The sequence below is a fragment of the Priestia megaterium genome (assembly GCF_046599315.1).
Classification (GTDB): Bacteria; Bacillota; Bacilli; order Bacillales; family Bacillaceae_H; genus Priestia; species Priestia megaterium_F.
On the sequence record NZ_JBKIKC010000011.1, the window covers coordinates 117,073 to 139,453 of the forward strand.

17 protein-coding genes and 1 pseudogene are annotated in these 22,381 nt (G+C 30.9%); 4 read left to right on the forward strand and 14 right to left on the reverse strand.

What is annotated here, in order from left to right:
- Positions 1 to 55: 55 nt before the first annotated feature.
- The 3 genes from ACLHDF_RS23965 to ACLHDF_RS23975 form a co-directional block, all read right to left on the reverse strand.
- Complete coding sequence (locus ACLHDF_RS23965) at positions 56 to 805, reverse strand: hypothetical protein (protein WP_413921084.1); 750 nt, start codon at positions 803 to 805, stop codon at positions 56 to 58.
- A gap of 147 nt (positions 806 to 952) precedes the next feature.
- A complete protein-coding gene (locus ACLHDF_RS23970; protein WP_413921085.1) occupies positions 953 to 1,165 on the reverse strand; it encodes a hypothetical protein in 213 nt (70 codons plus the stop codon).
- A gap of 1,018 nt (positions 1,166 to 2,183) precedes the next feature.
- The gene (locus tag ACLHDF_RS23975) at positions 2,184 to 2,468 is read right to left on the reverse strand and encodes a hypothetical protein (protein WP_413921086.1); all 285 of its coding nucleotides are present in this window, start codon (positions 2,466 to 2,468) and stop codon (positions 2,184 to 2,186) included.
- A gap of 4,885 nt (positions 2,469 to 7,353) precedes the next feature.
- Between ACLHDF_RS23975 and ACLHDF_RS23980 the strand changes: the two genes are divergently transcribed.
- Complete coding sequence (locus ACLHDF_RS23980; RefSeq protein ID WP_413921087.1) at positions 7,354 to 7,620, forward strand: hypothetical protein; 267 nt, start codon at positions 7,354 to 7,356, stop codon at positions 7,618 to 7,620.
- Between the two features lie 680 nt (positions 7,621 to 8,300).
- Positions 8,301 to 9,314, forward strand: a complete 1,014-nt coding sequence (gene galE / locus ACLHDF_RS23985; RefSeq protein ID WP_413921088.1) for a UDP-glucose 4-epimerase GalE — start codon at positions 8,301 to 8,303, stop codon at positions 9,312 to 9,314.
- 335 nt (positions 9,315 to 9,649) lie between these two features.
- Here galE and pseI read toward each other — a convergent pair whose 3' ends face one another.
- The 5 genes from pseI to ACLHDF_RS24010 all read right to left on the reverse strand — a co-directional run bounded on the left by pseI (position 9,650) and on the right by ACLHDF_RS24010 (position 13,342).
- Entirely contained in the window at positions 9,650 to 10,702 is a 1,053-nt protein-coding gene (gene pseI / locus ACLHDF_RS23990) for a pseudaminic acid synthase (RefSeq protein WP_413921089.1), read from the reverse strand.
- On the reverse strand, positions 10,680 to 11,252 hold the full coding sequence (gene pseH / locus ACLHDF_RS23995) for a UDP-4-amino-4,6-dideoxy-N-acetyl-beta-L-altrosamine N-acetyltransferase (RefSeq protein ID WP_413921090.1): 573 nt from the start codon (positions 11,250 to 11,252) through the stop codon (positions 10,680 to 10,682). Before pseH ends, pseI begins: the two co-directional genes overlap by 23 nt.
- Complete coding sequence (gene pseG, locus ACLHDF_RS24000; protein ID WP_413921091.1) at positions 11,239 to 12,345, reverse strand: UDP-2,4-diacetamido-2,4,6-trideoxy-beta-L-altropyranose hydrolase; 1,107 nt, start codon at positions 12,343 to 12,345, stop codon at positions 11,239 to 11,241. The genes pseH and pseG overlap by 14 nt, the downstream gene beginning before the upstream one ends.
- Positions 12,346 to 12,604: 259 nt before the next feature.
- Positions 12,605 to 12,760, reverse strand: coding sequence for a DegT/DnrJ/EryC1/StrS family aminotransferase (locus ACLHDF_RS24005; RefSeq protein WP_413921104.1), 156 nt, complete (start codon positions 12,758 to 12,760; stop codon positions 12,605 to 12,607).
- A gap of 12 nt (positions 12,761 to 12,772) precedes the next feature.
- On the reverse strand, positions 12,773 to 13,342 hold the full coding sequence (locus ACLHDF_RS24010) for a sulfotransferase family protein (protein WP_413921092.1): 570 nt from the start codon (positions 13,340 to 13,342) through the stop codon (positions 12,773 to 12,775).
- Between the two features lie 369 nt (positions 13,343 to 13,711).
- On the opposite strand from ACLHDF_RS24010, the gene ACLHDF_RS24015 reads away from it, so the two are divergent.
- On the forward strand, positions 13,712 to 13,876 hold the full coding sequence (locus ACLHDF_RS24015) for a UDP binding domain-containing protein (protein WP_413921105.1): 165 nt from the start codon (positions 13,712 to 13,714) through the stop codon (positions 13,874 to 13,876).
- 61 nt (positions 13,877 to 13,937) lie between these two features.
- Here the strand turns inward: ACLHDF_RS24015 and ACLHDF_RS24020 are convergent, their stop codons facing one another.
- From ACLHDF_RS24020 to ACLHDF_RS24035, 4 genes and pseudogenes are all read right to left on the reverse strand, one after another.
- Positions 13,938 to 14,183 (reverse strand): cytidylyltransferase domain-containing protein, encoded by a 246-nt coding sequence (locus ACLHDF_RS24020; RefSeq protein WP_413921093.1) that lies wholly within the window; start codon positions 14,181 to 14,183, stop codon positions 13,938 to 13,940.
- Positions 14,146 to 14,526, reverse strand: a pseudogene (locus ACLHDF_RS24025) (N-acetylneuraminate synthase family protein); the annotation flags it as partial. The gene ACLHDF_RS24020 and the pseudogene ACLHDF_RS24025, both read right to left, overlap by 38 nt.
- Positions 14,527 to 15,367: 841 nt before the next feature.
- Positions 15,368 to 16,657 (reverse strand): aminotransferase class III-fold pyridoxal phosphate-dependent enzyme, encoded by a 1,290-nt coding sequence (locus ACLHDF_RS24030; protein ID WP_413921094.1) that lies wholly within the window; start codon positions 16,655 to 16,657, stop codon positions 15,368 to 15,370.
- A 329-nt stretch (positions 16,658 to 16,986) separates the two neighbouring features.
- Entirely contained in the window at positions 16,987 to 18,717 is a 1,731-nt protein-coding gene (locus ACLHDF_RS24035) for an N-acetylneuraminate synthase family protein (RefSeq protein ID WP_413921095.1), read from the reverse strand.
- 396 nt (positions 18,718 to 19,113) lie between these two features.
- Between ACLHDF_RS24035 and ACLHDF_RS24040 the strand changes: the two genes are divergently transcribed.
- Positions 19,114 to 19,797 (forward strand): transferase, encoded by a 684-nt coding sequence (locus ACLHDF_RS24040; RefSeq protein ID WP_413921096.1) that lies wholly within the window; start codon positions 19,114 to 19,116, stop codon positions 19,795 to 19,797.
- Positions 19,798 to 20,243: 446 nt separating this feature from the next.
- On the opposite strand, the gene ACLHDF_RS24045 is transcribed toward ACLHDF_RS24040, so the two are convergent.
- Together ACLHDF_RS24045 and ACLHDF_RS24050 are read right to left on the reverse strand one after the other, a co-directional pair.
- Complete coding sequence (locus tag ACLHDF_RS24045) at positions 20,244 to 20,486, reverse strand: hypothetical protein (protein WP_413921097.1); 243 nt, start codon at positions 20,484 to 20,486, stop codon at positions 20,244 to 20,246.
- 1,483 nt (positions 20,487 to 21,969) lie between these two features.
- Positions 21,970 to 22,381, reverse strand: a 412-nt coding sequence (locus tag ACLHDF_RS24050; RefSeq protein ID WP_413921098.1) for an aldo/keto reductase, incomplete at its 5' end; no start/stop codon positions are given.

Sequence of the window (22,381 nt, forward strand, 5' to 3'; positions counted from 1 at the left end):
TTTTCGATAGTGTTCATTATGTTAACTAAGCTTGTATATTATATACAGCTTAAATTTAATCAAGGAATTGAATATAGAGGCTATCAGGAGTGCTGGTCTTTTTAATTTGAAACCCTCGCATGATACACGTTGAACATTCAACAATAAAATGGCTGCTTTTTCTAGGGTGATAGAAACCAGCACGGTGAAGCCAGGCATGAAACATAGATCCAGTGAGAAATCTAATATTCAAACCTGGACTATCAAGCTGTGCTGGATTAACGATAAAAGATAGGGGAACTTGACTTTGTGCTAAAGTAGTTAAAGCAAAGATGGTAGAAGAATTTGCAGGGAATGAAGTATTTGAAAAAATTTTTGCCTGGGGAGCCAGACCAAATCCATTGTCACGTATGAGTTTAGTAAATTGATCCATGGCGATATTAGTAGCGGTTAATCCATTAGGAATGGGTAATCCTAGATACCAAGTTGGTCGTAAATTTCTGGTGGCGTATAGATTTGTGCAAGTTGCCAATTGGGAGGTCCCATTATTAGAGCCTCCATTCCATTTTTCAGTTAGATGTTGAAACCATTGAAATAGTACACCATTAATAGCATCACGAATCCATTGTTGCTGGGCTAAAGTAAAACGGTTATCAATATCGAAATAAATGAAGAGTGGTAAGTCGGATACGCCAGGTGGTTCAGGTACAGGAAAGGCTATTTTTGTAAATGTACTGGAATAGGGGGGGACTAAGGAGTTTATTTGTAATACGTCCTGTAGAATCAATTTCATTATGATTAAGGTTCGTTTTACGTTATGAAACATTATTATTTTATCCTTTCATAGAAGATACTTGTACTAGTAGAATATGTAACCAAATGAAAAAGGTTTGGACATGTTTAAATACGAAAAAAGCCATTGTAATGGTTGATTAGAATGGCTTTTATTTCCAGTTTCAAATGAGATATATGATTAAGCTGTTGTTATAGCCTGAATCTCATTAGCATTTACTGTGACAATATTTGTGCTAGCATTTGTCCCAGTACCTGTTCTAGTAGCGAAAGAAGCTAAGTTAGTTGTAGCATTAAAGCTTGAGAATGTAAGATTAGTAAGTGTAGCGCCGCCTACGACTAGGGTTGGAACTGGTGTTCCCGGATCTAAGATTCTTAATAAGTCCCTAATCATCCTTTGTATCCCCCTTATTGCAATAAATTAAATATAAATTATAAATCTACATTTGATTTATTATATGTAAATTTCAAGTAAGGGCTTGTACTATTTAATTATTTTAATAGTATTTTTAGAAGTTAGTTTACCGGGAATGAACAACGTATATAATACAAAATAGAAAAAACTATCATGGGAGTAGATAGTTTCTTTTAATACATAATCTACTTAATGATTATTGATACCCTGAGGCACCTTGAGTAGTTAGCTTCGTTATCAGGAATATATGTATAGAAAGAAGAAAAAACTACTGCTTCCCAAAAAATAGTTTTTTCTTCAACCCCATAGGAATGGAATGTCCTCTAATGGAAGAGGAGGAGGTTAATGCAATGCTCAATTTATAGTATGCAAAATAATGAAAAAGGTTTGGACAAGCGCTGGTTTTATATAAAATTTGTACTATCTTTGTATCTTTTTCTATAAAATCCATTATGTTAACTAGAAATGTATACGGTACTCATTTTTAAATAAAAAAACTTTAGAAAAATAAAACCAATCTAAAGTATTTTTTATAAGGAGGTAACTAAAAAGACCCTTACCTCCTTAGAGGATAGGGGTCTTTTTTACGTTTACTCTGTATACCTTTAGTTCATGTAAACCTATGGGAAATAAAAAAAGCAAATAGATACTTTTTCTATAAAGAAGCGAGCTTTTCAAATACAACTTGGTTATATACTCCATAATACCCCTGAGCCTCCTTACAAAAGAGAGCTGCAAGAAACCCTTTATTCTCAAAAGTTAATGCTCTTCGTACTGGGCAAAAATTCCTTGAGTTTAAAAGTGAATTTTGTACAAACACCTTAATTAGTTATGTATAAAATAATGCAGACGTACAAAATTCTAATTCCACTAACCAGGTAGTAGACTACTATATTCCAAAATCCTTTTCTTAGTAAAAGAAAAAAACTACCGGTTTAATACAGTAGTTTTTTTAGTTTTCTAATTTTATTATAAATTTGTACATAGCCCGTCCAAATTACATAGTTCCAGTTACTCTACTGATGCTAATAGTATCTAAGCTAGTTGAAGTAATATTACCATCTTCATTCACCCAGACTAAAAATCCATCGCGTATACGGATAAATGTACCAACTCCGTTAAGCTGATTTCCAGCAGAAAAAACTTCAATTCTATCACCTTGTCTTAAACCATCCAAACGAAAATCATTTGAAGATGTACCACGGTTACTTGAAGAAGTACGGCGGCTATCAGAAGTACGTCGTGAGCTTCGGCGCTCGTCAGAAGTACGATGTTTTGGCATGCAATCACCCCCTAAAAGAGATAATATATGATATGAAAAAAAATGAAATCTGTATAAGCAAAAAGCTCAATTACTAATTATTTTAATAAAAATAGTTAAATAATCTAGTTTTAACACTACTTATTTAGTCTTATTAAATCATTCTAATTAAACGAAATTTTTTTAGAGTATTGACACTTGTTCAAACACTTGTATTTATTTTACATATTATAAAGTGGATACTCCCAAAAGACTCAAAGCCCTTAATGTGGAACAACGGAGATGGAAATACGTAATATTATACTGAATACAACCCTCAAGATAAGAAGTACTATCTAGGAATATTATCTAATTATGAGAAAAAACGAGAACAAAAATTAAAGTGATTTTCTAATGACGTTATAATTAACAAGATTGTTGAAATGAATTTTCTCCCTAAACTGAGATCTTTTTTAATTAACATAATATAATTCATATGTCTTTCCAAGCAAATCATAAAAACGTACTTTTTTTATATGTTTTTACCCTAGGGTTTAATTTTTATACCCTAATTTAAAAGGGGAACAATCCTAATTTACTAAAAATAGCCCAGGCAAACTCGATAATTTTTTCTATAATAGTCAATGTGGCATTATTTTAAATTTAAAGAGGAGGATTAGCCATGAAAAAAGCAAGAAAATCTGTGGGTAATAAAAAGAAAATTTCCTTAACAGTAACATCAAATAATTTAGGCAAAGTAACTAAAAAACGTTGAGACATTTATCCATCAAATAAATATTATAAGTATAAAACAGCTGTCTTCGTTTGAGGATAGTTGTTTTTTTCTTGTTGATTTAACCGCCTAAAGGTTCATTATCCTCATAAAAAAAGGTATGCAGAAATGTAATCAAAAAACTTAATAAGCCATCATTTACAATACTTATTTTTATACATATTTTACCTAAATTCATAAATTCAATTAATGTTTACATAAGTAATACGTTTGTCCGATCCTTTCTAACGGAACATACATATTCTATAAGTAACCCGTTCTTTAGGGGGGAAATAAATGCTTAATTGGCTTGTTATTGTCTCATCTGTATTCGTTATTATACTGTTATTTTATACTGTGAAATATATAGCGACACTCTTACAGCTGGAGCCTTCAGAATTTATTAAGAACAATCAAATAATTGTTTACTCTAAAGAAAATATCTCTAAAAAATTTAAAGCTGCCACTCAAATAATCGTCAAGTTTAAAGAAGATGTGTGTAAAGAAACACAGCTAGACATTAATTGTAAGAACGAATGTCCTATTCTACATCACAGCAAAGACCTTAACTTTCCAGTTTTCTATTCCTAGAATAATTAAATTTCCTCTCGTATCAAAGTTTATAACAAATCTAGAATATCTAGGATGACAAAAAAGTTGAATAAGAAATTTTCTATATATAAAGGTTTGAATAATTTTTATACTTTGTTTATTCTTTTACATACAATTAACTAAGATATAGAGCTACTTAATAAAGTTGAATTTCTATCCTTAAAATCTATAAAAACTACATAAAAGAGACTCCTAATCGAATATAAAAATTTTTCATTATCTAAAATAAATGCTTTATCTCTGGAAAATTTCATATTTTTATCTAGAATTAAAATAAGGAAGGTATAAACGATGCATCCAAAAAAATAGAATATTACTAAACTACAAAGAAACCTTCTATTTTCATCTACAATTAAACCGGAAACAAAAATCTCGAATAATATCTTGAACATCTAGGTTCTAGAATCACTAATAATCCTTTTATAACAATAGTATATACCATCTAGATTTTTTATTTAGATATGTATAAACATGATTTGTAGACATTTTTTTACTGTTTAAATCAACATCACTCTCATATAACGACAGAACCTTTCCAGAAGAAAAGAATTAATACGAATAACACTTTTACCTATCTAAAAGAAAAAACTCCTCAGAAGCCAATTTAAAGCGTTTAGCTTCGTATCTAAATGTTTTTTTTAAATACTACAAACTAATGGAATAATTTGGATTAATAAAAATGACATATAAAAAATAGAAAGAATTAACCGCAAACGATTTCATAACAGACCACGCTGCTTTTACCCTTTTACAATCAGTTACAAGTCATAACCACCTAACAAAAAATCAATAAACACTTAACTCCCCATAATTCATCTATATTGATTCTAATGGTACGTTATGGCCTCACTATCAATGAAGTCGAATCTTTAAATATGGAGGATATCAACTTTGGCCAGAACTTGTTAACTATTGTCACTAATAAAGGAGGTGGCTATATAGAGCTTTCAACAGATGATAAAAAGATATTATATAAATAATTTTCTGAAATACCAGCGTTATTTTGCCCAAAACATTCCATAAATGATCCTTTATTTATTTCATTTCGTTTTACCCTCAAAAAATGGTGTACTGGTACGATTACTTTTTAAATAAATCTAGAAGAATTAGCCTACTTAGTATAAAACGTATGATTGAAAAAGAAGTTAAACGCGCAGGAACACATCCAAATATTAGATCTACGCACTTTCAAAGCAGCTACATATTAAAAAAGATTGCTGAAGGTTGCTCTAATGAAAGTATTATTTCCTGTCATGGCCTATCGAGTCGCCATGTTTTGTATCGATAAAAGATACTTAGAATCAATATGAGACGCGTATCTTTTCTTTTACCATTTAAAAAGCAAATTACTGTTGTTTTTTAAATGGCTGCTCTTAACTACGTTTTTTCTACTATTCTATTTAAATAAGCTATACTATAAAGGCTTCAATCTATTAAATTGATTTATAGATAAAAAATTATTTAGGTTTAAAATTCTTTTTACTTTACTTTAAAACTCACCTACACTCCTAAATACTAAATTCAACCTATTAAGATTTTAAGATCGTATTATAGCAAGATTTTTTGACATTAAATTAGACTTATAATCTTCCCACTACTATGTATTTCATAAACCTTGTCATTTAGTTAAACTTAAGTTTAACTAAATGACAAGAAAAGAATGGCCGTCGTTTGGTTCAACTTGCTATTCTATTTTAAAAACAATAGACGGTTATATTATTATTTTCATGTAGCTAGTTAATATAAAGTATTTTGTTAGTATAAAAACTAGAGTAGAAATTAAAAAGGATCAATACTTATTCTGGAAATAAAGTGAATATTCAAATCTTTACTTAAAACTTGTAAAAGCGCGTTCTAGAATCGACTAAATCCCTTTATCGTAAGTACCTTTATCCATTCTAGTCTTTATTTATTTTTTATAAAAAATAAATAAAGATTAGAAAAACATCTAAAAGAATAGTAGGAAATTCAAGATGAAAAATTTGCTTATCTTAATCTAAATCAGTTTTTCATACACTGTCACATTACTAATCCAATTTTATTATAAAGAAACAAACTTATCATCTTCCCCGAAATTCCCATTTTTTATTGAGCAGATTTTAAATATTTTTAAGTACCATAGTATTTGATGCATTAAAATTAGGTAAAAAGGGGCCTAAATAGAAGCTATTGTTCTAAAGTGAGAATAAATCTAAAAAATTATAAACAAAATTAAAGTTTAAATCTTGAATTAAAATTAGTATAACTACATTCTAGAATCACTTAGAACGCTATTATATCAAAGGATTTAAGCATACTAGAATTTATTTCACACCAATAAACAGCTAGAATTAAAATGTCTGTATCAAACCGAACTATTTTACTGTTCATTTAACCCTTGTAATGATACAAAAGCAACTAATTTTTATAAAGTTACATATTTGTCCAAATGAAATGCAGATTAACTTAACGGCCCTTTGAAAACTCAAGAATTTTCCCCTAGAATTAAAACCGAACGAGAATTGCTAAGATAATTTAAAATAATTAATATCCCTTTAAAAAAGAGGGATATCTTGAAATTTCCTAGAATTTGATCAAATCCATAACACTCAAAGTAAATCCGGTTTAAATACGTTCTAGAATCAATACTAAACCTTATATGACAAGGTTTTAACCAATCTAGATTTTCTGAAAATAGAGGTTAATTGTGGAAAAAATATAGAAACTAGATAAAGAAATTGTCTTTACTTTAAAAGATACTGTGAAACTAATTAGTTTAAGTGTTGATTTGATTCGTTTCCATAAAAAAATTTAACCTTCAGGTTCAGCGAACAGAAGGGGGCTATCAAAGATATTCCAAAAATATTGATTTATGAATTGAAATTTAGAAATGAACTCAAGAGAGAAACTGCATCATCAGGATCGATGCATTTAAAACAATTTAGAGAAAAGAGACGAAAAATTAGCACTATAAAGAAGCTGATAGTGGCTCTCAAGAAAATTTAAAGCAAAAACCGAAAGGATTCTGGAATAACATTTTTGGTAAATGAAAATATATTTTAAATAGTTTAATGACTTCATTTTATAAGGGTTTTTATGTGAACTCAGTTTTCTCTTTTGCAATTATCTGAATGTTTATCCTTATCTCAAGAAGGTTATTCCTGAATTATTTACTCCATATGTTTTTATTGCTTTTTATATTAATAAAGATATATTAAACAATCACCTTTGCTGTAGTAAAGGTGATTGTTTAATTGTTTTGTACTACATTTTAAGCAGATATTCATATCAAAGATTATTATTTTTTTTCTAATAATTCCTTAAATCTTTTTCAAGGGAGAACATTTTCTATTACTAAAGAATCGTTTTGTCTAATGTACAAATGACCTATATAAGGAATATCGACTAAAACATTCTGTTAAAGCTTCACGTCTTGGTTGTTAGCCTCATAAAATGTAAAGTTAATTAATTTAAGGATGTAACGCAATGGCTTCCCCCTCAACCAACCAATTTCAGCCAATACTTATAGGGAATTACACACTCTCTTAAGAGGCCCTTAACAACATGAGGCAAACCGTTACATTGACCAATACTGGCCGGTATTTAGCAAGGGGAGTGGTTACAAGCGACATACTCAGTAATGATCAGTTATCAAGTGTAAGTAATATTACAGGTTCAAGTGGTTCTACTACTTTCAATACCACCCATGAGACATTATCATGGAATAGTGGAAATCTGACTGTAGGGCAGAGTGCTACATTAACTTATACAGCGAACATTTACTTCAGCCGGTACAAGAGAGTTAAACACAGGTACTGTTTCCAGCATTGATAACTTTACTGGCTCTCAACTTACTTCGGTTACAGCCTTTAATGCTGCAATCGCAGGAAAGGTAAACTTCACTAAGAGGTAATTTATTAATTACGACGACCATAACTAATACTCAAGAAACTTATAGCTTCACTCAATTGGAAACATTTGTCTACAATTTAAATTTTGTAGTCATAAATTTTATTCCAGCAACTAGTATAACAACGATAGCTACTGAACAAACGCAAGTTATAAACGTTATTTTACAGCCTCAACCTGGAAAGGTAATGGGAACAGTAACATCATCAGATCGAGCGCCTATCACTGGAGCAACTATTCGGTTAATTGATTAATTTAATACTGTTATAACAACAGGTACAACAAATTTTCAAGGGCAATATACAATTTCTAATATTACATCAAGCCTATATTCACTAACGATAAGTGCACTGAACCTCCTATCACAAAGCCGAGGATTCACTACTAACTCTACACAGACGATCATATCAAACTTTACCTTAATTGCTTTTCCAGAAACCGTTACTGGAACAGTAACTTTTGTATCCTAATATTATGAAAAGGTTGATATTAACTTAGTGTTTTCACAAATATAAGGTTTGTATTCCTATTAAAAATGGTGATGTTTTATAGATGTATAGTAATTAATAATACGAATAAATGGAATATTAGGGGGAATGTTTTTGAACATACTAGTAACCGGAGGAGCTGGCTATATTGGTAGTCACACCTGTCTAGAACTGCTGAATGTCGGCCATGAAATTGTAGTAATAGATAATCTTTCTAATGGCAATTTTGAAGCATTGAAACGAATATCTGAGTTAACAAAAAAAGATTTCAGGTTTTATCAAGAAGATTTGCTAGATAAAACGACATTAGAAAAGATTTTTTCTGAAAATAATATTGATGCAGTTATACATTTTGCCGGATTAAAGTCTGTTGACGAATCAATAAAAATTCCCCTTCATTATTATCATAACAATATAACTGGGACATTGGTTCTCTGTCAAACTATGAAAAAATATGATGTAAAGAAAATGATATTTAGCTCTTCGGCGAATGTTTATGGAGTGCCTAAAAACGTTCCAATTACAGAAGATTCTCCACTAGCACCAATAAACCCCTATGGTCGAACGAAATTGATTATTGAAGAAATCTTAAGGGATTTATATGTTTCAGATAATAGTTGGGGTATTGTACTTTTGCGATATTTTAATCCAATTGGTGCGCATGAAAGTGGCCGGATAGGTGAAGACCCCAGTGATATACCAAATAATCTTATGCCTTATATTACTCAGGTAGCTGTAGGCAAAAGAGATAAGCTTAAAGTCTTCGGCAAAGATTATAATACTCACGATGGGACAGGAGTGAGGGATTATATTCATGTTGTGGATTTAGCTAAAGGACATTTAAAAGCTCTTGAGATGGTTACTTCTACTACAGGCATCGATGCGTTTAACCTTGGAACAGGAATTGGATATAGTGTCCTGGATTTAATTAAAAACTATGAAAATACCACATCTCAAAAAATCCCATACACCTTAACTCATAGAAGACCAGGGGATATTGACAAATGCTATGCAGATGTCAATAAAGCTAATAAAAAACTAGGATGGAAAGCAACAAAGAATCTTGAAGATATGTGTAAGGATTCTTGGCGATGGCAAAAAAATAATCCGAACGGATATGAGGGATAGAATGTGAAAATTCTAATTAATCGGGTTATCTGATCTTCATTGAGCATTAGTAGCTAAAGATAGGTATAATCATTATCGCAATTAACATGTATTAATTGATATCCAATTACACAAGATACAGAAACATCAATAATTCTAATGAAATATTTTCTGTAGGGAATAATCATAATTATATAGTGAGAGCAAAGAAAAAAACCATTAAAATTCTTTTTAGGATAGAAATTTAATGGTTTTTTCTTAAAACATTTATAATTAAAAAGAATAGAAAATTATTATATAGAATATTTACTTCTATAAAAATATAGCTACCCTAAATAAAGGCCCTAAAATACTTTCTATAAAATTAAGTCCCAATTTAAAGGGGTCCCTCTTAGGGTATTCTTTTTAATCCTTTTACCTAAAACTAAATCATAATATTTGGGTTCAAGCCCAAAACCAGGACGAATTATCTGGATATTTTTTTCACTTAAAAGATCTCCTGCTCTTAAATCACTACTTATATAGATAGAACGTCTAAATTGAAGTGAAGCTTTTTCTTTTTCAGTTGGTTCATACCGTATGCTCCCCAATGATTCCCAGGCTTGTTTAGTTTCACATACTAGTTGTTTCATTTCATTTGGCTCAAGTGAAAAAGCGGAATCAACTCCACCGTCACTTCGATTTAAAGTAAAATGTTTTTCAATAACAGTACTACCAAGAGCTATACTAGCCACAGCCACTCCTATTCCTAATGTATGATCTGATAAACCAACTTGACAATCAAACATTTTACTAAGATGAGGAATAGTGACAATATTGGAATCTTTAGGGCTAGATGGATAACTACTCGTACATTTTAATAGAATAAGATCATTGCACCCAGCTTCTCTTGCTGTTTTCACTAAATTTTCTATGTCTGATAGGGAAGCCATACCCGTCGAAACAATTAGTGGCTTACCTTTTGATGCTACATACTTTATTAAGGGAAGATCATTATTTTCAAAGGAAGCAATTTTATAAAAATCCACATTCAAAGTTTCAAGAAAATCAACTGAAGTCTTATCAAACGGCGTACTAAAAGGAATCATTCCTAATTCTCTACATTTATCAAATATGGGTTGGTGCCATTCCCACGGAGTGTATGCCTCTTGATATAATTCGAAAAGAGATTTTCCTTTCCATAGGCTTTTTCCATTATCTATACGAAATTCATTTTTTTTAATATCTAAAGTCATCGTTTCCGGTGTGTATGTTTGTATTTTAAATCCATGAGCGCCTGCTTTAGCGGCGGCTTCTACTATAGACAGTGCTCTATCAAGTGATTTATTATGATTTCCCGACATTTCTGCAATGATAAAAGGGAGATGGTCATTTCCTATACGTTTGTTACCGATCGTTATTTCCTTCATTTGCTTTCAAAACCTCCTCTTTTAAAAATTTACCTTGCTGCTCCCACTGTTCCTTAAATAGACTCATTAATACGATATCGACATACTGATTATTTTTTAGAATTTGCTTAACTAGCCTCCCCTCTTCAGTAAACCCTAATCTTTTATGATAGGATAAGCTCTTACTATTAAAGTCTAGTATTTGGGCACATAGTTTCCTCATATAACCTTCATTAAAGATAAAATCTAAAGCTAGGATTCCCATGATCTTCCCAGACCCACGAGGGCAGTTTTTATCACCAATATAAAATCCCCATTCACATGTTTTGTTCTTGGAATCGATTTGTGAAAAGTTAACTAAACCAATTGGTTTCTCATTATAAAAACATAATTTTACTAGTTTACTTAAATCTTTTTTGATTGACTTAAACCATCTATAATGCTCTTCTAACTGGATGATATCATCGTTAGTCATAAAGGGACGTATATGATCTGCATTACGCCATTCCAATACAGTCTCCAGCTCTTTTTGACTTAAATTCTCTAGTTTATAGTCCTTAATGTGTGCCATTTTCCCCTCCCATAATAACTTCTATTACTTCATTAAATTTATCTTCTCCCATAAGATGAAGGGCCTTTTTAGACATCTCCTTCACCTTTGATGGGTTGGCAAGCATTGTGTTTATACTATGTTCAATCATTTTATGTGATACCTTAGCACTAACACCTAAACAACTTGTTGCTCCTTTGTCATGCAAGAGCTTTGTTATTTCCATTTGATTTTCTGCAGTCACAATTGTGAGTGTTGGTAATCCTAAATAACATCGCTCCCATGTGGAACTTCCACCAGCTCCGATTGAAAAGTCGGCCTTCCTCATTAATTCTGCCATATAATCAATCTGATAATGAAAAAATGTATTAGGTGTCTTCTGACATAGCTGTTGAATTACATCCCTGTTTTTGTTCGTTTCCCCAACTACGACATCAACGTGTAAACTAGAAAAATGGGGATTACTTAACGCCTTTAATGTTTTTAACGTTTCATTCGTAGGATCTGTTCCACCAAAAAACACAAGAATTCTATTTATCCTCCCATCCCGTCTTGCTAATTGCTTCTTAACTGAACGAAATTCAGGGCGTAGTAGAGCATAACTAGTGCCTAATAACTTTACACAACTTTTTGGAACTAACTCATTATAGCGATCCTCTTCATCCGAACTATTTTGATCAATTAAAACGCTACAATGATGAGGCCGATCTGCTAAGTCATCAATCACAACTATCTTCTTCACATTGTCTTCTAAAAATCCCTCCCAATTTAGATCAATTGCATAATGATCAATGATCAAGCAATCAACAGGCGCTAACTCCATGAGTATTTGTGCTGTCTCCATCGCATCTGTTTTCCAATCCACCTGTAACCAAGCAGCATATGGTCGATCACTTTTATTTTTCATAACTGGATACTCTTTTGCGTGGAAAGGAAGCAAAAATACATGATAGCCTTTGTCAGAAATATAGTTTGCTAAATTCCCAGGTAAATCACGACAAATGAATGAGACCTTTGCTCCACTATTTTTAAGTTCATTTGCAAGTGTTAGACAACGCATGACATGACCAGTACCAATTTCATAGGAAGAATCGACTCGAAAGATAATATCCATACGCTTTTTCCATCCTCTACATTACTATTCATAATCATTAAAGGGGTATTACAAGTAAATTTTTTTGTTTTTTAATAAGCAAAGTATATCGCTGGAAGATCTTCGTAAGGAAACTAAATCATAAAGCTAATTACTTTAACCCCTTTAAGTATAGTTACTGTTAATCGGCAATAGCTATGACCTGTGTGACTTGTTTCACTTGGTTTATTTAATACTGTATAGGGTTATCAGAACATTTTTTAAGATAGTAATTTAATACCTACTTCATAGCATCCACAAAGTCCATCACATCACGGTTTTCCATTCCTGTAAATAAAGGGAGGGTAATGAACTCTTCATAACAGCTTTCAGCAATTGGACAAATACCCTTTTCATAGCCCAAGCTTTCGTAATACGGGTGAAGATATACAGGTATACACTAGATTATTTAGAAGTGTTTTAATTGTTTATCAAGAAACTTCTTGATTACATCAAGATTATGATTAGGTTTTTGATTTATTCTAAGATTAATTCCTTTTATAAAATCTTCTGGTTTATCTAAAAGATTATTAAAATCGATGTCAACGATGTCTTTATTTTCTTTTTCAAGCTGCTCTCGATAACACTTTAGATTATCAAGGTAGGATGTCAAAATCGCTCTTGCAGTAGCCAAATCGTATTTATGCCTTTGAACAAGTGAATGAATGGACTCTTCTAAGGAACGCCAAACGAACACGTAAGTGACATCAGCGATTTCTTCTAGGTGTGATTTCCAAATATCAAATGTTAAGGTGGTCCTAGGATCTTTTAATCCCCAGATAGGTTTTACTTGAGTAAGTAGGAAAGAACGGATTTCACTTTCAGAAAAGTTAGAAGAGATGATCGTTTCTCGTGAAGGCGGCTTTGACCATTTTGCACCAACAGAATCAAGAATTTTTTCATTCATCTTTAGAAAGTCAATATTTTCAAAATGGCCTTTTGGATTTGAATAATCAGCATCTAATAAGTTGTCCCCCATATGGACTCCTAAATGGTATAACACCCCAGCAGTTGCACTCGACCCAGACCGATGGAGAGATAAAACTAAAAATAACTTGCTTTTTTTGGAACCATTTAAATTCTTCCATCTTATTAACCCAGTCGACCAATCAAATTGAAGATTACTTATTATTCTCAATCTTAACCAACTCTTTCCCTACATTATTTTTATTTCACAATTTTTAATTTTAAACCCAATGAGGGGAAGTATTAGTCATCTTACCAGAACTTGTGAGGCATGATGCAATGTTAAAAGTATATGATCCTAAATAAAGGATGTGAAGGAGGTACATGGCATCTTCAGGATAAAAAAGATCATCTTATTTAATGTAAGGAAACCTAAGAGGCTATTAAAAATACAAATGCTACTTTGATACTTACTGAATGGAATGAATTCAGAAACCTAGATTTTGATAAATATGATGAATTAAATGGTGGTAAGTATTTCTGTGATTGTAGAAATATTTACAATAAACAAGAGCTAACTAAAAAGGGATTTAAAACCTATAGATAACACAAAAACATATCTTGTTACAGGTACAGATGGCTTTATTGATATATACCATTCAAGAAGGTTATTGAGTAGGGGATATAAAGTAATAAGATATGATAATATGAACGATTTGAGGTAAATCAGAAGTAGTAAGGACAACTTCTTTAACTTGCGAGACAGTTAAACAATTTAAGAGACACTTTTCTATAGTAGGGATTCCATTTAGAAGTAATAAAGCTTTTTTGGGTAAACGAGTTGATTTTAATCTACAAATTACTACTAGTACAATTAAGAAAATCGACTGAATTCCTATCAAAATTCCTATCAAATGGCGTACTAAGAGGAATCATTCCTAATTCTCTACATTTATCAAATATGGGCTGGTGCCATTCTCACGGAGTGTATGCCTCTTGATATAATTCGAAAAGAGATTTTCCTTTCCATAGGCTTTTTCCATTATCTATACGAAATTCATTTTTTTTAATATCTAGAGTCATCGTTTCTGGTGTGTATGTTTGTATTTTAAATCCATGAGCGCCTGCTTTAGCGGCAGCTTCTACTATAGACAGTGCTCTATCAAGTGATTTATTATGATTTCCCGACATTTCTACAGTGATAAAAGGAAGATGATTTAATCCAATTTCTCGTTTATTAACTCTTATGGTTTTCATGAGAATTCCCCATCTCTTTTTCAAGAAGGTTATATTCCATCATATCCCATCCGACTAAATTTAGGGGAAATTATAAATCCCCTTAAAAAGATGAGGGTGAGTGTAATGTTTTTTTATAAATTCATGCTGTATAAATCTTGGATTTTTGTGGAAATTAATACTAGATTTGTTGTTAATTGGTACTTCACCATATACTGTTTTTACCCCGAGGTCATAAAAAGCAAAATTTAATCTAGCATAACCAAGAACTTTACCAGGACCATTTGGATAATTAGATTCTCCAATATAAAATCCTCATGTACATTTACGTTTTTCTAGATTTATATTCTTATAAGAAATAACTCCATATCGCTTACCACTATATTCATAGAATCTGGGTTACTACCTAATTTTTCGAACCAATTTTTATGATCTCTCCAACTGATTTCATCGGAGTTATACATTCATTTTCTTACTTTTTTGAATTTCTCCACTTAAATAGTAAACCTAATCATTGTAATTAACATCGCGTAAAGTTATTTTTTTCACTCTCCCCCCTCTAATTAATCAAAAACTATTTGTTGATGTGATCTTAATCTTTTCTTAAAACTTTTAAAAAATAGGTTCATGTTATATCTTCCTTATATAACTTCCCTTTTTGCTGTTATATAAGGAAGAAAACTTTCACAAAAAAATTAGACTACTTATCCAAATGAATTCAAATATAAAGTTATTAAAGTAGAATCTGAACATAAACTATTTGAAATAGATTTATACTTCAGAAAATGATAATTGAATTAACCTCTTTGTTTCAAAATAATTATTTTCATAGTAAAATTTATTTGCCAGTAAATTAAGAAGTTTATCGAATTTTAAAAACTGGTGACAAAGGAGTACAACGAAGATATTTTTTGAGTTCTTTTTTATCAACAGCATCTTTTATTATAGGAAAAACTTCATCATAAACTGTGAACAGTTTTTGTAAATCGTTATCACTATGAGAGTAACTTATATTATGTGTACCGATTGTTAAAATACCCCGTTTAAAAACTTCTTGTAAAAACAATGTTTTTATTTCATATTGATTGTACTTGCCTACATCTTTAAATAGTAGAAATGACCATGAAGGATGACCTGTAATAGATAAAATATGATCCATTTCATATTTTTCAATTAATTTTTGTACACCTTCTAGTACCTTTTGTCCTTGAACTTTTATTGTTTCAAGGATAGGTTGCCTTTGTAATTTCTCCATAGTCGCTAAGGAAGCAGCCAATGACAATGCTTCTCCTCCAAAAGTAAAAGAGAAAAATATTTCCTCCATTAATGTCATAATATTTTCCCGACCAACCATAGCTGACAAAGGATAACCATTAGCCATTCCTTTACCAAATGTCGCTAAATCAGGAGTCACACCGAAATATTCCTGAGCACCGCCATTAGCATAACGAAAACCTGTTACTGTTTCATCAAAGATTAGAAGAGCTCCATTTTTATGAGCTAATTCTTTTACTTCCTCTAAAAATCCATTTTTTGGTTCGTTAATATTCATAGGTTCTAAAATCACTGCTGCTACTTGATTGGGCCACACCTGAAATATTTTCTTTAATGAATTTATATCATTATAAATAAAAGAACTCGTTAAATCTTGTATAGACTTTGGTACACCTTTATTACGTGATGTAGATCCAATATACCAATCCTGCCACCCATGATAACCACAGACAGCCACACGGTCACGTTTTGTATATGCTCTTGCAAGACGAATCGCTCCTGATGTGACATCTGAACCATTTTTTCCGAATCTAACCATTTCAGCGCACGGTACCATATTAACTATTTTTTCCGAAACATCGACTTCAATAGGATGTGGGAGAGAAAAAATAACTCCTTCATTTAATTGATCTCGTACGGCTTCCGTAACATCTGGGTCATTATATCCCAATGTAATGGCAGCTAGGCTATTTATAAAATCTATATATTCATTCCCATCTACATCCCAAACATGACTCCTTAAACCCTTTTGCAAAAAGTAGGGGGATACTCCAAACGGATATTGTGTTTTACTTTTACTAAATGTTTGGCTTCCAAGAGGAATCGTTTTAAGAGCTCTCTCTAACATTTTTTCTGAACATTGATAACGTTCTATCATTGTAATTCCCCCCTCTATATTTTTTAATAATTGTAATTTAAGATATATTTCTTATGCATATTTGGTTATGCATGGAATAGAATTACTATTCAATCTATTTTTCTTATATGAAGATAAATCAATGTTTTATGTTTATTTAAGATACACAACCTTTTTTAATTTTTAATTCACTATGTTAGCCAAGTTTGAATATTACTGAACTCCTTTGAAAGCGACCCAACAAAGAAATCGCAACTAAGAAAACACCTGAAAATTAAGATTTTACATTCTCTATAATATAAAATGTATAAACCTAATACGTTAGAAGCTTAATCAACAAGTCAGCAGAACTACAAATACATATTTTTTAGTCCATCTTCTACATATTTTTGGACTAAAGCCTTTAAGTATGGGTTTTTATCTAGATAAAGTATTATTTCATTTAACGGAATATTCGAAAATCTATCTTTGAAATGTGTATATATAGATCTGCATAAAATTAAATCTTCTGGGTAATCGACAGTCAGACGAAGGTCTGTTCGTTTCATCTTCTTAGAAACATCTATTTGATTAATATTAAATATTTCTCTATTTTCCCGTATATATAAAGAACAAAGCTCACTTCTATGACGTTCATCGCCGTTGTGATGAGAAAACTGCAATGCATTAAGTTTAAAAATTTCAAAACCACTTCCGTCTGGCACCTCATCAAGAAATGTAGCATCATAATCTCCGCTTATGTGCTCTATCCATGCATTTTCAACAGCCTCATAATACGTATAGGGAGACTCAGGTGTAATTCTAAAGATATCGGTAGCTTTACTCTCAACGCCACATTGAATTAATCTCATAAGAACATCGTTTTCGTCTCCTATAATATAGGGCAGGTTGTTCTTCTTTGCATAATCTATAAAAACAGCATTTTCTTCCCCTCTTGATATTCCAAGCACAATCTCTTCAATACATGCTTCTTCTTTTAAACAGCTAAGAATGTAATCTAATATTGTTCTTTGTTTATCAATATCTAAGTTTTGCAATGGTTTAGCGTATAAACGTGAGCTTTTTACTCTACAAGCTAGTGCTGCAACAAGCTTCCGATTTGATAACAACATGTCTTTTGTTATTTCAGCATTCATTTCTAAAGGTAGATTTATAGTTTTCCCTAGAACATGAGACAATCTTGTAATTTGTTTTTCACTATTTCCATTCCTAACTCGTTTTAACTCAACATCCTGTTCTTGAATGATATCTCCAGGGCTTAGATTTCGTTTAGCTACTACAACTTTCCCCGCTTTATTCTGATATTCTTTTTCTTTTTCAGTTAAAATTAGCTCTGGATTTCCTAAAGCTTTTTGCATTTTCCTTATAGTACATACAAATTTCTTAAATTTTTGCGGTTCTAATGCCGAGATATGATCTTCAATTTTTAATAAAGGATCGAGAGTAATATGTTTTTCTATGTATGTGATTCCCATATTTAAAACCATAATTGGTAAGTAAAAAGATTCTTCTAAATAACCTATAGAATGATCCATAAAACCGAAATATATGTGTTGATAACGATCCTTAAGCCTTGCCAACCTTAATAAATGGTTATCTTCAACATTTGTCGGTTCAGCTTGAAAACCATACATTAATATAAAGTTATCGTATAGAGCAATTTTTCTTACAAGATTGTCAATTTCCTCTATAGGGATTCCACCTATTGATATAAATACTGTTTCAAAGGCATTAAGGGCTTTCTTGATAAGGTCTTCATTGTAAAAATCTGTGGTCGATATCTTTACTCCTGAAGCACCTAATTTTTTTGCTAATTGATAACTTTTATCTCCGTATATATCAAAAAAAAGCTTTTTTTGATGTTTTTTAATAAGAGAAGCAATGCTTTCCCATGCATGATCATCCATCTCTAGTGACTTAAAAAAATTATAATATTGATAATCAGGTGTAGCCAGCTCATCAGCATAAACAAGCTGATATTTTATAGCATCTGCTCCTGCTCTTATAGCTCCTAATGCTAATAATTCAGCTTGCCTAAGATTCCCTTCAAAACCTTGGGCCACCTCTGCAATAATATTCATGTATAACCTCCAATTTTCTAGAATAATAAATTAACAATGTTAAGTATTGAGTTATTATTACTCGTTATATAACGAGTAATTTCTTCAAAACTTATAAAAATAATCTATAACATATTTTTTAACTTTTTTATGAGATTATATGATTAACTAACATTTATTAGAATGATTCTAGTGGGAAAATAATTTAATTAAAAATATAATATGAATTCTCCTCTTATTTATGAATCATTCTAATCCCTATTTAGTTTATCTAGATAGGGATGGACATTGACGATTTTATGGTGTTAACGATATCTATTTTTTGTTTTAATAATTTCCCTTTGTTCTAAGAAGTTCTTTAACTACATATTATACGGTACGTTGGGTTACATAAATAAAATTGTTTATTTGGGGAGGGTGAGTATAATATTAATTTCTACCACGAAAAATGGATTAATTAGTTTATGTGCTAAACAATTAAATAATTTGCTAACATTTGATGAAACTCATGAACTTAATATACTGCAAAAAAGTATAGATATTGCTTTGGAGCGTACAGAATATAATTTCAAATTTAATAAAAACAAATATTATTCAAAAAATAATCAGGTTTATTTTAATCCCTTTCACTCTGGTCAATATTCAGTGTTCTTATATTATTTATCACATACTATCTGGAAAGAGTTTAAATACAATGACCTAGCAGATAGAGTTTATTATCTAAATAAAATATTTAACTCTATAGATTTATACTTTGAGGTCGAACTTCCAGATATTTTTTCTTTAGAGCATCCAATTGGAACTGTAATGGGTAGAGCAAGTTATTCAGACTTTTTTAGCTTTTCTCAGAATTGTACGGTAGGTAATAACAAAGGTATATATCCTACCTTTGAGAAAAATGTAGTTTTGTTTTCAGGAGTTACCGTTATTGGAAATTGCAAAATAGGAGAAAATTGCTTAATATCAGCAAATACTTATATTAAGGATACAGATATACCTAACAATAGCATTGTTTTTGGAAGCTCGCCCAATTTGATCATCAAAAAAAAAAACAAGGCATATATGGAGAGATACTTTAAGTCAAGGTGGATTAATAGCTAGTCCAATTATTTCATACTCCTTTAAAAATAATTAGAGCATGATCCCTCTACTAATTTACATATTCTTGCACGTCATCAAACAGTTAATCAATAAATTCATTTTGGGTGTGGGCAACCTTCACCCTTTAACAACTCTGTTTCTTATTAATCATACGCATTGCTTCTATATCAATTAGTATAATAAGTAGTTATATGAAAAAACTTCAATCCCCTCATAGAATGAAGACGTTACTTAAAAAATGATTGTTCTCTTTCAAGATATTATTGGGATACCTTTATTATAACAAAATAGAAAAATTCCAACTAGAAACACTCACAATCAAAAACAATTACAGTTTCCAGTGCATTATTTGTATTTTGAATTCTCGAGCATCAGCCTTGTCAGTAGTTTTTATAATAGTTAGTGCTCTATAAAATTATTTATTATGAAAATAATAAGTAGCGACTTTAATCTAAATTTATGTAGTATTCCAAAATCTTTTTTGTAACTCGATCCGTTCCACAACCATCCACAAATTCCAAAGCTTTATTAGAGCGGTCCTTTAAATCAAAACCTTCTTTTTTAATATTTTCAATTGCATCTCTAATATCCTTTTCATAAATATCTTCTGATTTCCCAATATACCAATTAATACCTAAACCATTTACTATTTCACTTATTTCAACTTGATTATATGCTACTGAAATCAATATTGCTGGTAATCCTAAACAATACCTTTCCCATGTTGTTGTCCCCCCAGCACATATCGCTAGGTCCGTCTCACACATTAATCTGGAAATATAATTAACTTGATAATGAAAGTTCATATTCGAATGCTTTTTATATAAATCCTGTATGTTTTCCTATTGAGGATTTGATTGACCAACAACTACATCAATACGAAATTGTCTGCAATCAATTTTTTCTAGGGCCTTGATTACTTTGTATGTCTCATTAGTAGGGTCGCTCCCACAAAAAAACACGAGTATTGTTTTAAAAATATTAACCCTGTTCCTTAACGTTTTTCGTGCCCTTAAGACTTCTGGTCTTAGTAATCCATATCGCGGACCTAAAAGCCTTGTACAATTTTTAGGAACTAACTGTTTATATACCTTTGATCAAAATTTTTATGAAAATTTTGATCAAGCAGTATATCACAGAAGTGTAACCCGTCAGCTAAATCATCTATAACTATTATATATTGAGTGAATTCCTTCAATTCTGCTTCCTAATTTTTATCTAAAGCGTAATGGTCTACAATTATCCAATTTACAAACTGAAGATTCTCTTTTATAATATCTATTGTTTGTTGCGCATCTATTTTCCAACTTGTTTGAGGCCACTGTGCATGCTTAATATTGCAACCATTTCTTACAAATCCCATATTCGGTAATACATATACTGTATATCCTTTCTACTTTATAAAATTACACATATGACCATCTAATTCTCTTGATACAAAAACTACCTTATGACCCTTATTTTTAAATTTATTCGCTAGGGTTAAACACCGCATTACATGGCCCGTACCTGTTTGTGTTGAGGCATCTACTCGAAATACTATTTTCATAATATCCATTCCTAATATTATTTACTAATACTTAACCATTCAATTGATACAAAAGATAAATTATATATACCCAATTGTCATTTCAGACATAAACATCCGGAGTAAAATTCACTATACACCGTATACGTGCTATATTTTGCATATGGTGTAAAGGAACTTTCATGTAATTTGATTATCTTTAGTTCACTATATTCGTTTTCAAAAGTGTAACTTAATTTCTATGGTTAGAAAAATCCTTGGTTCTTCAGAAAATTTATATAATCAGACTAATCCTACCACTAAAACTTTATTTAAAGTTTCAACTTGTATCTGTGGAAATCTATGCTTAATTATTTTTGTAAAATCTCCAAATCTAATTTATACATTATTCCTAATTACAATCTTTTTATTTATTATTGATAATATATGATAACAAATGGGTATCTGGATCATTTATCGATCCTTAGTTTCATATATGCATCATTGAATAAATCCAATGAATTCGTTAGATTTTTCCCCACGTTAACTCACGATACAAAAAATGATACCGTTATCTCCTATCCTTTTCCATATAGACTGCTTTATCTATTACACCAGCCACTTTTTCTGTTAAATTAAGAGGTTGATTTGCATTTATAAATGATCTAAATCCACTTTCTTGGATCAATTATTTTATCGGGTAAATCTTGAAAACTATCGTGTATTTCATTCACAATACTTTTTGTTAGTGGAGGTAAATTTATAATTCGAAGATTATAAATTAATTGCTCCATTGTTTCACAGCCAATAATTATTTTCACTATCTCCGGAAGATCTCTAATATATAACAGTGCTATTTCCATTATACTTAATCCTTCCTTCTTAGCTATTACTTCTAGATGCTCTAAATACATTTTTGCATCCTTCAAATTGTCTGGCAATTCACATGGGGGCATAAGTAATAACCCTTGAAGATAGATACTACGCGCGTATATCTCGATATTAGATTTGTATAATTTATTTAATAAATTTGTTCTTATTAAACGTTGATCAAATATATTTATAGGAATTTGAATA